The following is a 12,970-nucleotide window of genomic DNA, read 5'->3' on the forward strand; positions in this document are numbered from 1 at the left end:
AAATGAATAAAGTAGGAGCAGTTGTTCTTTCAAGGTTCAATTCAAGTCGCTTGCCGGGAAAGGCACTGATGTCGATCAAAGAAAAACCTATTCTTTTATATATTTATGAAAGGCTGAGGCAGGTACTGCCTCCAGAGCAGATTATAATTGCCACTTCCGCCGAAGCTTCTGATGATCCTATTGCAGAGTTTTGCTTGTCTAATAATATTCAATGCTATAGAGGGGCACTTCATAATGTGGCTGAAAGATTTTATGAAGCAGGGGAAAGATTAAAATGTGATTACTTCATCAGAATCAATGGAGATAATATATTCCTGGATATAAAGTTATTGGCTAAAATTTACAAGTTATCAGAGGAGGCTAAGCATGATTTCATTTCTAATGTGAAAGGTAGAACTTTTCCTAAGGGGATGAGTATAGAAGTGGTAAAGAGAGATTATTATCGTGGTATTCTCCCTGAAATCAATAAGGATGATACTTACAAAGAGCATGTTACTTTACTTCTTTATGAAAAAAAAGATGATGATCATTTTTTCATTTATAATGAGAGTAATACAGAAATGGCTGGTATTCAGCTTGCTTTAGATACAGTAGAAGATTTTAAGAGAACGGAAAAAATAATCTACCAATTTTCTAAAGATCATAGAGAGTATGGTATGGAAGAAATTAATGAAATACTGAAGGAGATAGAATAATGAACACATTTTTAGGTAAGCATGGCCCATTATTAATAGCTGAAATTGGAGGAAATCATGAAGGCGATTTTGAGTATGCTAAAAAGCTGACTCAATTAGCGATTGAATCAGATGCTGACTACATAAAATTTCAAATATATTCTGGAGATAGCCTTGTTTCAAGTAAAGAGAGCCCTGATAGAAACAAGCACTTTAAGAAATTTGAACTCACGCAATCACAACATCAGGAATTAGCCCAAATGGTTATTGATGCCGGAAAGCTGTATACTTCTTCTGTATGGGATGCAGATTCGCTGGATTGGATAGATAACTATATGTCTCTGTATAAGATCGGGAGTGGAGATTTAACTGCTTATCCGCTTCTAAAAAATATTGCTAAAAGAGGTAAGCCCATTATAATTTCTACGGGATTATCTACAGAAAAGGAGGTGCTTGAAACTGTGGATTATGTTCAAAGTGTTAACTCAATCTATAGTGATCCAAGCAAATTAGCTGTTTTACAATGTACAAGCATGTATCCCATAGAATCTTCAGATGCTCATTTGAATGTGATGCAGGTATTCAAAGAAAAAACGGATCTCACTGTGGGATACTCTGATCATACGGAGGGAATCACGGCATTAAAATATGCGGTTTGCTTGGGGGCAGAGATTCTTGAGTTCCATTTCACTGATGACAGAACTAATAAGAATTTTAGAGACCATAAGGTTTCTCTTACAAAAGAAGAGGTTCATGAGCTAATTGCAGAAATTAAATTAATTCAGTCATTGCAAGGAGATGCAACTAAGAGACCATTATCTATTGAAATGGATAATGGTCACGATGTTTCTTTTAGAAGAGCGGTGTATCCAAGTCGTGATATTTTGGCAGGAGAAGTACTATCAGAAGATAATCTCACGATATTGAGACCTAATCATGGAATCGATGCTAGAGAGTATTATAACCTTGTAGGAAAAAAAGCTAAAATGAAGATAGAAAAGCATCAAAAATTAACTTGGGACTTATTTGAATGATAGCATTGACTCAGTATTATATTACTCAATTTCGGCCTAAAATCCGCGCTTTATTAACTCGTATTCTTTATGCAGGACGAGTAAAAATAGGTTCTGGCTTTAGGGCTGATAACGTGCCTAGAATTTTAGTTGATGAAGGGTGTACTTTGAGCATAGGAAATAATGTTGAATTTAGAAGAAATGTGGAGATCCGAGTTCACGGTACTGCCTCGGTAATTATAGGGGATAATGTTAGAATTGATAGAGGCGTGAGAATTTTAGCAGCGAATAATTCACGAATTGAAATTTCCGATGGTGTTAGAATCGGTTTATATTCTGTCTTAAATGGAGGTGATAGCATATCGATTGGTCGTAAAAGTCTAGTATCTGGCTTTGTTTACCTTCAAACTAGTATGCATGGTTATGCCAAGCAAACTGAATCTATTCAAGAACAAGGATATGATCATGCCCCTGTAATCTTGGAAGAAGATACATGGCTAGGAACTCATGTGACCATCTTACCTGGAACTCATATCTTTAAAGGAGGGATAGTAGGAAGTAATGCTGTTGTGAATAAAAATGTTGAACCGTATCAAGTGGTTGGGGGTGTTCCGGCTAAACCATTAAAAAACAGAGAATAAATGACAATGCCACTTGTAACTATATATATTACAAACTATAACTACGCTAGTTATATAGAGGAATCTATTGAAAGTGTGTTGAATCAAAGTTGTCAGGATTTTGAGTTACTCATAATCGATGATGGTTCTACGGACAATAGCAAGGAAATAATTGAGCGATACAGGGATAACCCGAAGGTGTCCATTATTTATCAGAAGAATAAAGGGCTCAATATTACGAACAATGTTGCAATGAGAACTTCCAATGGAAAATACATCATGAGGCTTGATGCCGATGATTTTCTGGAACCTCATGCAATATTAGAAATGAGTAGTGTACTCGAGGGAAATGATGAATTAGGACTTGTTTTCCCTGATTATTATTATGTTAATGCTCAAGGGGTAAGGACCGGTGTGGAAAAACGCCATAACTTCGAGAAGGAGGTTTCATTATATGATCAGCCGGCACATGGCGCCTGTACAATGATTAGGCTCGAGTTTTTGAAGAACCTTGGTGGGTATAATGAAAGTTTTACGTGCCAAGATGGGTATGATTTATGGATCAAGTTTATCCTAAATCATAAGGTTACAAATATCACGAGCCCATTATTTTCATACAGAAGGCATGGTAACAATTTAACTACCAATGAAGAACGTATTCTTGATACAAGAAAAAAGATTAAAGAATATTACGTAGAAAGACATTTAGATAGCAAGTCTACACTGGCAGTAATACCAGTGAGAAATTCATTTATTGGAAAGGTTAACTTACCCTTGTTTCAAGTGGATGAAGAAAGTGTAATAGAGAAAAAAATTAAGGTTTGCATCGATGCCAAAAAAATCGATTATGTCATCGTATCTACTTCGGATAGTGAGATATTTAATTTTTTACAACAAAAATATGCCAACAGTGATCGGGTGAGTATTATTCGACGTCCCGCAGCATTTTCTGATCCAAATGAAACCTTATTTAGAACTATAGAGCATGCCTTGGATTATGTCAAAGAAAATGTAAATATGGAATTTGAGGCAATAATGACTGTTTCTCCTGAATACCCTTTCTTAAAATCTGACACGGTTGATGATGCCATTTATACTTTATCCTTATTTCAGTCAGATACTGTTTTAAGTGTTAGGCCAGACAATAGAACTTATTATCAGCACACGGGGCACACATTAAAGCCTATCTTGGACCAAGATAAATTTACTAAGTTAGAGAGAGAGGCTCTTTATAAAGGTGCTGGAGGAGTGGTTGTGTCAACCATTGAAAATTTTAAAAAGAACAAGAAATTGGTGTCAGGAAGTATTAGTCATGTTGTTGTAGATGAGCAAACCGCATTTGGTATTTTTAATAGTTTTCATTTCTCTGTCTATCGTACTCTAATGTCAGCAAAAGATCAATCTTCTGTTTTGCTTTCCTAAATCATTAGTGAAAATTTAAGCTCATTATTAGTTCTCTTATAACGACCCTTCCAATCAAATATGTCCAAAGCTAAGAGTGTTTATAACGGCGTTTTATGGAGTTTTTTGCAGCTATTTATAGATAGAGGCCTATCCTTTATCGTTAAAATCGTATTAGCCAAACTATTATTCCCAGAAGATTTTGGACTCATAGGTATGGCCGCTGTATTTATAGCATTTTTGCAGCCATTATCTGAAGTTGGTATGGCCTCTTATTTGATAAATAAAAAGGATCCGACCGAAACGGATTTATCAACTACCTTCTGGACAGGAATAGTTTGGGCAATAGTTTTATACACCTTTGTCAATACAGTTGTAGCCAATTTTGCGGCATCATTTTATAATGAGCCGATTATAAAAACAATATTTCCGGTTTTATCTATCGGCGTTTTAACGAACTCTTTGAATATGATCAAAAGAGTTAAGTTAGTCAAGAATTTGGACTTTAAAAGAATTGCGTTAGTTGAAAATATTTCAAATCTTATTTCGGCTGTTATAGCGCTTACCTTGGCTTTCTTAGACTTTGGGTTATGGGCCTTGGTAGCATACAATTCAGTAGCATTCTTAATAAGGTTAGTGATGTTTCATTCTTTAGTTCAATGGCGCCCCAAGTTTATCTGGTCCAATGAGTCTTTCAAGAATATGTTTTCTTTCGGTCTATTTACATTGGGTACTGCCATGCTATCCAAAGTGGTGTCGCAGTTTGATTTTATGATAGTTGGAAAATTGCTTAATGCGACTCTTTTAGGGTATTATTCTTTCGCATTTCTAATTACAAGTACTTTACGAACACAAATTTCTTTTGCACTTACAAAGGTCATGTACCCGGTGTTTAGTCAGAATAAGTCGGATACCGCTAAGATGCACCAAATTTATGGCAAGCTAGTATTCTATAATTATCTAATCCTTTTCCCAGTTCTGCTGGGATTATTTCTGTTTAGTGATGTATTGATAAATACTTTTTTTAGTAAGTGGGAGCCTACTATTGACATCATTAGAATATTATCAGTGGGTGTCATGTTAGCCCTGTTCAATTCAGGGTCAGGAGTGTTTATAAGAGGATTTGGAAAGCCGAAAATTGAGTTTAGACTTTCCATAGCCAACTCTATATTATTCGTTATTATTATTTTCCTGGGAGTATACTTCTATGGCTTAATAGGACTTAGTGTTTCGTTTGTCATCTTTAATTTAGTAAGTGTAATAATTATCCAATTGGTATTGAAAATTTTCTTTGGATTAAGCTTTGTAACTTTGTTTAAGGCGATACAAAGGGTATTACTAATTGGGCTAATAAATTTATCAGTATACTATGTTTTGCAATTCCTGGGAGGGGGGCGTTTAATCCTATTGGGAGTCTATTTGCTAATAAATATTAGTCTATATTTGCTTTGGTACAGGAAAGAATTCATGTTTTTAATAAAAAAAATAAGACCATAATTAATTGGTTAAAATAGTCTATGTCACTTAAAACAAGAGTTGTCAGAACTTTTAAATATATCTCCAACCCTAGCTTTTACAAATTCTTTTTCCCTAATCTAAAAACATATTTACGATTTGACGGAATGCCAATTGTAATGTGCGGATGTCCACGTTCGGGAACCACTCTCTTAATGTCAATATTAGATTCTCATCCTGAAATTCAGGTTATTCCTTTTGAAACGTCACTGTTGAGAAGTAGGCCAGCTGAAAAGAGAATAGTTAGGAACATTAGGCTCAATAGAAAAGTGGTTAAATTTCAAATATTGATGATGTTATTCTCTTCTAAAGTCAAACCATCGGCCAAAAGATGGGCGGAAAAGACTCCTTTAAATATTATGAATGTAGAGGAGATAGATAAGATGTACAAGGGTAAAGTCCGATTTATCAATATTATTCGAGATGGTAGAGCTACTGTAAGTTCATACCATAGAGAATTGGGGTACATGGTGAATCCCAGATTGTGGTATAAATGTACCACTGAGGGATTGAGGTTTAATGATAAAGAGAATTTTCTGACTTTGAAGTATGAAGATTTATTAAGAGATAAAGAGACCAGCTTTGAAATAATATCGAAATTTCTACACTTAAAGGAGCCTTTTCCTACTAATTGGTTTGATAAAACTAATATTAAAGGAAATGTTAAAAAAATGCTTTCAAAAAATATTGAGGGTTCTACTGTAGAAAGTGATATAGTAAAGGATAAAAAAAATACATGGCAAGAATCAGAAAGCCCGCATTTGAAAGATTTTATCGATGATCCGAAATGTATGGAATTGAATAGAGAAATGGGATATCATTAATGAGTAAACTAGATAAGAAAGTTATAACCATTGTTATTGGTTCTTTCAAAATTGGAGGGGCTGAAAGAATGGCTATCAATATAGGAGAAGAATTGCTTCAGAGAGGGTATGATGTTCATTTTGCGCTTTTAAGGCCAATATTCGAAATACCTAATCAAATCCCGGATGATAGAATTCATCTGTTGAGTAAAAGAAAGGGACGTTCTAGTAAGATGCAACATGTGTCCAATTTGTTTAACTTATTTAAGTTAAACCTGACCTTAAAGTCTGATTTTGTAGTAGGCTTTACCTATTTCAGTAGTTTCGTTGCTTGTTTTTCTTTATGCAATAAAGTAATAGCAACATTTGATGTCTTTCCTTATCAATTTGCTAAAAAGAGAGCTAGAGTAGCGAATTTTGTGATAAAATGGCCATATGTCAAAAAGATAGTGTGTCCTTCGCAGGGGCTTTTGGATCAAGTCGTAGATTATAAGCCTTCTTTTGCTAAAAAAGGCACATATATTTACAATACATTGGACTATGAAGGTATATGGTCCAAAAGCAATGCTGAACTGGACATTACACCTAATTTGCCTCAAAAGTATATTGTAGCAATGGGAAGGTTCTCTAAGCAGAAGAATTTCGGTTTGTTACTTGAAGCTTATGCGAAAAGTAAGATAAGAGAGCAGTTCAAATTAGTTTTGATTGGTGATGGTCCTTTAAAATCAGATATCCACGAAATTATAGATAAGTATAGTTTGAATAAGGATGTGTATTTAACTGGCTTTTTGCCTAATCCTTTTCAAGTTATTAAGAATGCTAAGTTATTCATCAATACTTCAGACTATGAAAGTTTTTGTATGGTAATATTAGAGTCTCTCAGTTTAAATGTGCCAGTTATTGCTGCAGATTGTAAGTCTGGCCCTTCAGAAATGGTACAAAGCGGTTTGAATGGGATGTTATTTCCTGTTGGAAAGGTTGACCACTTAATAAGCATTCTGAACCAAATAACAGATGCTCCGGAAATTGTTGATATGTGGAGAAATAACATTTCAGAGTCAATTAAGAAATTTCGTATAGAGGCTATTGTGGATAAGTGGGAAGCTGAAATCTTTAATTAAGATATTATACTCAATATATAGGTTATTATTTTTTAACATGGACAGCGAAAATAAATTGAATAAAAGAATTTTTATTTATGAATTTGTATGGTCAGAAGATTTAATAAGACATATAATTCAACTTTGTGATAAAAAGGGCATTGAAATATGTGGTTGGGCAATTAGGAGAAAGGATTTTGAAATTCTTTTGAAGGTATGGCCGGAAGCTCCCGTTTTTGAAGCTCCTCTTCCTAAAAAATTGGAAGTAATAGACTATAATACTGATCTGACTAATGGATTTAGCTTTGGAGAAGAAGAAAATATACGGTTCTTGCTTGATAGAGAAGGAAGTTATCAAAATAATATGCACTCGAGTCAGGTGCGGTATCAGATACAATCATGGGCCGAAGGGTTACTAAAACTAACTCAGCCGGATTGGCTGCTATTTCCAGACGTTCCTCATAATATATTTACATATCTACTTCATTTGTGTGGTGAGAGAAGAGGTGTTAATAGTTTGATGGTTCGCAGAGATCTTGCTCCTCATTTTTTTAATTTAAGCAAAACTGTAAAGAGAGAAGCTGTATCTATACCTAATGATTTAGATATTAAGAATTTGTCTCCTCAAACCTCTGAATATTTAGATTCTTTAAGGTCAGATGATGATACTTCTCCTACCTACATGCGTAAGCAGAAACAAAATTCTAAACTTTTTCAAATCATTAAAAGAGCCTTAGGGAAGGGCTTGAATTTGTTTACTAAGAAGTCTATCGGGGCGGTGGGCACATATAGGAATAGAGGAAAACTGAAAAAAACATACGAAAGCTACAGTGAAATTAAGGTGAATTCAAAACATACGAAGCCTTATATTGTCGTTTTTTTGATGCTTCAACCGGAAAGATCTAGTATACCAGAAGGTGGCATCTTTGCACAGCAGTGGTTAATGATACAGATGCTGTCTAAATTCTGTACCTCGTTAGGATGGAACCTTTACGTCAAAGAGCACCCTTCTACCTTTATGATCGGTCCTAAACTTTATCGGGGTAAATGGTTTTATGACGGTTTAAAGGCGATGCCGAATGTCTCCATAGTTTCAGTAGGAGTGAGTTCAGCCAAAATATTGAAGGATGCAAAAGCAATCGCCACAATTACCGGTACAGTGGGGATAGAAGCGGTAGCCAAGGGTGTGCCAGCTTTGCTTTTTGGAGAATCCCCTTATACTGGTTGTGCAGGCACATTTAAAATAAAAGATGAGTCAGATTTAGACGCTGCCATGTCATCAATTAAAGATGGTGTACACATCAATTTTGATGATGTTAAAAGATTTTTTGGTGCCTGTGAAAAGGATAAATATTGCCTTAATACGGGTCTTTCTAGAAAAGAAGATCATGTGGCCCCATGGATGAAAGGTATTCCTCAATCTAAAATGTTTACTAAGATTGTTGAATTTATTGAAGATGATCAACTATCCTAATATCTAATTAAGAATAAATTTTCTAAAAATGGATTTTGCCGATTTCCTTTACAGACTAATATATTGTCAAATCCATAGCCAATTATAAAATGATAACATTACGCTAAATGAACAATATTAATTTATATAAGAGCATTATTGAAAATCAACAAAATCTGCTTTATAACTGTCTAAGTAAATTATTAAGTAAAGATATGAAAGTGGCGCTGTTAGACTTTCCAAATCATAATAACGTAGGCGATAATGCTATTTGGTTAGGAGAGAAGGCTGCTTTAAAGAAAATAGGGGTTGAAGTGGTTTACCAGTGCGATATATATGGTTTTTCAGAGCGAGCTATGAGGAAGCATCTGGCAGATAAGGGAATAGTATTACTTCATGGCGGCGGAAATTTGGGAAGTGTGTGGCCTGAACATCAGAGATTTAGAGAACGTATTATTCAGTCATTGCCTGATATGACGATAATACAGTTGCCACAAAGTGTATTTTTTGATAATGATGTTGAGTTAAAATCGTTTGGAAATATAGCTAGAGAACATCAAAAACTTCACATTCTGGTACGGGATAAGGTAAGCTTTAGAATGCTGCATGAGTTAAAGTTAAACGTGGAGCTTTGCCCTGATATGGCTTTTGCTATAGGAGCAATTCCTCAGGTAGGTAGCCCGAAGGTTGATGTAGTTTGGTTATCAAGATCAGACCATGAGTCCGCAGGTTATAATATTGATGATACTAACTTTAAAATAGAAAAACTAGATTGGCTTCAAGGTGAGCCCGGTAGATACTATTCTAAATTCAGTCCGAAAATAACAGTTAGAATTAGAAGAATGGTACAGCGCATTTTTCGTAAGTCCTCGTTTGTTCGTAATCGTTGTTGGAAATTAAATACTACCTTTTTTGATGCTTTGGCACAAAGAAGGTTGAATCGAGGTGTACGTATTCTTAGTAGAGGGAAGATTGTAGTTACAGATAGGCTGCACGGTCATATAATTTCTACTTTGTTAGGCAAGCCTCAAATTTTATTTGATAATCACTATAAAAAAATTGGTAATTATAGAGATTGTTTTGAGCCTGAACATGAAGCAATATTCTATGATTTAGATGACAAATCAAACGTTGAGACAAATATATCCAAGGCTATAAGCTTTTCTTGAATTTATGATAAAAACTAAAATATCAATTCCTCTTTTTGTTCCTAGTTTTAGTCGTTTAAAGGCTGATGCTGTTTGGGTAACAATAGCCAATTGGGCAGAAGGGCTTGAAGATAGATATGGGGATGCTGAAGTAATAGCGGGTGAGTCTTCTTATTCTTCTGAAGAAATTAGAAATAGGTGTTTTGTTTTAAGTAACAGTAATAAGAAAACGATTAGCCCCCTACGTAAGACTTATATAGCCAAACTACTTGAAATTCTAGTAAAAGATATTAGGTGGTTTAGGGAGGATAGGAAGGTCTTAAGTGTGACTGTTGATAAATTTAAAAACGTCCCATTTGTATGGCAACATCATGATTTATTTCAAACACAAGGTTTACGAATTGCTAAAAAACTAGGAGTTCCTTCAGTTTTATTTGTGGATGCTCCTTATGTATGGGAATCAAAGAAGTGGGGAGTCCATCGCTTTGGATGGGAATGGTTCTCAAAACGCTGGGGAGATGCTAATCCATGTAAACAGGCAGATCTGGTTCTGGCAGTTAGTGAAGAGGTAAAGCAGGCTGTTTTAGCTTTAGGTGTGGATGAAAAAAAAGTTATAGTAACGCCATGTACAGTTTCCGCTAAAAGATTTGATAATGTCGATGGAAATGAAGTTCGTCATTCTTTAGGTCTAAAAGATGACTTTGTGATAGGGTGGGTAGGCAGTTTTCGAAAATTTCATTCTCTTGATCTCTTAATTGAGTCATTCAAAGGTGTTGCAACTCAGTTGCCACAAGCAAAACTCCTGTTGGTTGGTGATGGTCCCGAGCGAGCTGCAATTCAAGAAATGGTGAAACAAATGGGGTTGCATGATAAGGTGATTTTTACTGGTAATATTCCTCATAAGGATGTCAATTCTTATATAAAAGCTTTTGATATATCAATTTTACCCTCTAAGTCTACTGAAGGTTTTCATTATTCTCCATTAAAATTGAGAGAATTCTTTGCGGCAGGTGTACCTGTTATTGCATCTGCTGTAGGAGATGTGAAGAAAGTGATTATGGAAAGTGAAGGTGGATGGCTTGTTTCACCGGGCTCTAAAGATTCTATTTCAGAAATGATCTTAAAAATGGAATCAAATAGAGAGGCGGTTAAGGTTGCAAGTTCAAACGCTAGAAATTATTCCATTAATGAGATGGGTATTTTAAAGCAAATTGATATGATCGAGTCTTATTTTGCTAAATATTGATCATATTAAAACTGATTCTATACTTGAGATATATGTTTTAACTAAGCGACTTAGCCATTGAAAATCCTTCAAATCATACAGAAACCTCAACTCAGAGGAGCAGAAATATTTGCTTCCCAATTATCAGTAGAACTTGAAAAGTTAGGTCATAAAGTAGATGTCTTATATCTTTTTGATATGCCAGAAATTGCTCTAAAATATCCACTGAATTACTTTGGACTGAATGGCAATATCAAAAAACGATTCACTGATTTTAAAGCGTACAAAAAATTAGCGTTAATTATTAAAGATGGCGGGTATGATATTGTGCAAGCTAATGCTGGCGATACACTTAAGTATGCGGCCTTATCAAGGCTGATTTTTGGTTGGAAGAACACATTGGTATTTAGGAATGCCAATAAAATGGGGGCGTTTATAAAATCTTCTATTCATAAGAAGTTAAATCAATTTTTTTTGAGACAAGTGGATCATTTTATATCTGTTTCAGAAAACTGTCGGCAGGATCTTATTCAGTTATATAAGCATGCTGAGAAATGTTCAACAACTATTACCATAGGGACCTATTTATTTGATGAAATAAAGCCCATTCCAAAGTATGCAGAAAAAGTATGGATTAATGTTGGAAGTTTTGTGCCTGAAAAGAATCATTCTTTTCTGATTGAGGTCTTTGCCAAGTATGTTGAGGAAAATGAAAATGCACAACTGTGGTTGGTTGGAGATGGTAAATTAAGAAAAAAACTAGAGACAAAGGTAAGTGAGTTAGATTTGACTCATTCAATAAAGTTTTTAGGCTTTCGTAATGATGTTATATCACTTATAAAAGCAGCAGACATAATGGTTATGCCCTCAAAGATAGAGGGACTTCCTGGGGTTATTCTTGAAGCCATGTCATGTAAAGTTCCTGTTGTTGCGTCAAATGTCGGAGGTATTCCAGAAGTAATTATTGATGGTAAAACTGGCTACGTATTAAGAGAATTTAAAGCAATTAATTATTTAAATATAATCAATATACTAGATCAGTCAGATGTGTATCAGAAAGTACAATCAAACCAACGAAGAATGATTCAGAAAACATTTTTGATGGATAAGATTTCTAATGAATTTGAATCTCTTTATTTTAAAATATTTAGATAAAACCTATTTCTCGAATAACTTCTGATGTTTGCAGAAAATCGAGCCCTAAAAATAGCCTTATGCTCTTTAACTCACTGGATTTTGCCATATTTCTTCCTATAGTATTTGTGTTATATTGGTTTGTTGTCAATCATAACCTGAAATTACAAAACATGCTAATCCTAATAGCTAGTTACGTTTTCTATGGATGGTGGGACTGGCACTTTTTGTCATTGATTTTTTTTAGCACAATTGTGGATTATTATGTTGGAATCTTCTTAAATGATCAAAGTAGTATCATTAAAAGGAGGATGTTACTTTTGATTAGTGTTGTTGTAAATTTAGGATTTCTTGGATATTTTAAGTATTGTAATTTTTTCTTAGATAGTTTTACGTCAGCTTTTACATTTTTTGGAGGATCTTTACACGTAGATACTTTAAAGATAATTCTTCCAGTTGGCATAAGTTTTTATACTTTTCAAACATTGAGTTATTCTATTGATGTTTATAGAGGAGAATTACGACCAACCAAAGATTTTATCGCATTTGGTGCATTTGTTAGCTTCTTTCCCCAATTGGTCGCTGGACCCATTGAAAGAGCTTCACACTTACTTCCTCAGTTTTATAGAAAGAGAAGGTTTGATTATGAAAAGGCAATTGACGGTTTACGTCAAATTTTGTGGGGGTTAGTTAAGAAAATAGTGATTGCTGATAATTGTGCTGAATTTGCTAATCAAATATTTGACAAATATGATCGTCTAAGTGGAAGTACCCTAGTCTTGGGGGCTGTATTTTTTACATTTCAAATCACTAGTGTCCGAGAAAAAAGATAGGGGCCTCTGAATAATTTCAAGAGTGCCCCATAATGTGTATTTTCGGTTTAC

At 34.6% G+C, this 12,970-nt stretch carries 12 protein-coding genes; all 12 read left to right on the forward strand.

Annotated elements, in window-relative coordinates; all coding sequences use genetic code 11:
• The first annotated feature begins 2 nt into the window (after nucleotides 1-2).
• The gene (locus LVD15_RS16135) at nucleotides 3-695 is read left to right on the forward strand and encodes a cytidylyltransferase domain-containing protein (protein WP_233776240.1); all 693 of its coding nucleotides are present in this window, start codon (nucleotides 3-5) and stop codon (nucleotides 693-695) included.
• Nucleotides 695-1,708 (forward strand): N-acetylneuraminate synthase family protein, encoded by a 1,014-nt coding sequence (locus tag LVD15_RS16140; protein ID WP_233776241.1) that lies wholly within the window; start codon nucleotides 695-697, stop codon nucleotides 1,706-1,708. Before LVD15_RS16135 ends, LVD15_RS16140 begins: the two co-directional genes overlap by 1 nt.
• Nucleotides 1,705-2,328, forward strand: coding sequence for an acyltransferase (locus LVD15_RS16145; protein WP_233776242.1), 624 nt, complete (start codon nucleotides 1,705-1,707; stop codon nucleotides 2,326-2,328). Before LVD15_RS16140 ends, LVD15_RS16145 begins: the two co-directional genes overlap by 4 nt.
• Nucleotides 2,329-3,729, forward strand: a complete 1,401-nt coding sequence (locus LVD15_RS16150) for a glycosyltransferase (protein ID WP_233776243.1) — start codon at nucleotides 2,329-2,331, stop codon at nucleotides 3,727-3,729.
• A gap of 60 nt (nucleotides 3,730-3,789) precedes the next feature.
• Entirely contained in the window at nucleotides 3,790-5,205 is a 1,416-nt protein-coding gene (locus LVD15_RS16155) for a lipopolysaccharide biosynthesis protein (protein ID WP_233776244.1), read from the forward strand.
• 137 nt (nucleotides 5,206-5,342) lie between these two features.
• Nucleotides 5,343-6,047, forward strand: a complete 705-nt coding sequence (locus LVD15_RS16160; protein WP_370687422.1) for a sulfotransferase family protein — start codon at nucleotides 5,343-5,345, stop codon at nucleotides 6,045-6,047.
• Nucleotides 6,047-7,147 (forward strand): glycosyltransferase, encoded by a 1,101-nt coding sequence (locus LVD15_RS16165; RefSeq protein WP_233776246.1) that lies wholly within the window; start codon nucleotides 6,047-6,049, stop codon nucleotides 7,145-7,147. Before LVD15_RS16160 ends, LVD15_RS16165 begins: the two co-directional genes overlap by 1 nt.
• Nucleotides 7,148-7,184: 37 nt before the next feature.
• A complete protein-coding gene (locus tag LVD15_RS16170) occupies nucleotides 7,185-8,600 on the forward strand; it encodes a capsular polysaccharide export protein, LipB/KpsS family (RefSeq protein ID WP_233776247.1) in 1,416 nt (471 codons plus the stop codon).
• Between the two features lie 107 nt (nucleotides 8,601-8,707).
• Entirely contained in the window at nucleotides 8,708-9,748 is a 1,041-nt protein-coding gene (locus tag LVD15_RS16175) for a polysaccharide pyruvyl transferase family protein (RefSeq protein ID WP_233776248.1), read from the forward strand.
• Between the two features lie 4 nt (nucleotides 9,749-9,752).
• A complete protein-coding gene (locus LVD15_RS16180) occupies nucleotides 9,753-10,973 on the forward strand; it encodes a glycosyltransferase family 4 protein (protein ID WP_233776249.1) in 1,221 nt (406 codons plus the stop codon).
• A gap of 57 nt (nucleotides 10,974-11,030) precedes the next feature.
• A complete protein-coding gene (locus LVD15_RS16185) occupies nucleotides 11,031-12,107 on the forward strand; it encodes a glycosyltransferase family 4 protein (RefSeq protein ID WP_233776250.1) in 1,077 nt (358 codons plus the stop codon).
• 59 nt (nucleotides 12,108-12,166) lie between these two features.
• The gene (locus LVD15_RS16190; protein ID WP_306416721.1) at nucleotides 12,167-12,919 is read left to right on the forward strand and encodes an MBOAT family O-acyltransferase; all 753 of its coding nucleotides are present in this window, start codon (nucleotides 12,167-12,169) and stop codon (nucleotides 12,917-12,919) included.
• The last annotated feature ends 51 nt before the right edge of the window (nucleotides 12,920-12,970 follow it).

It is taken from the genome of Fulvivirga maritima (genome assembly GCF_021389955.1).
GTDB lineage: Bacteria > Bacteroidota > Bacteroidia > Cytophagales > Cyclobacteriaceae > Fulvivirga > Fulvivirga maritima.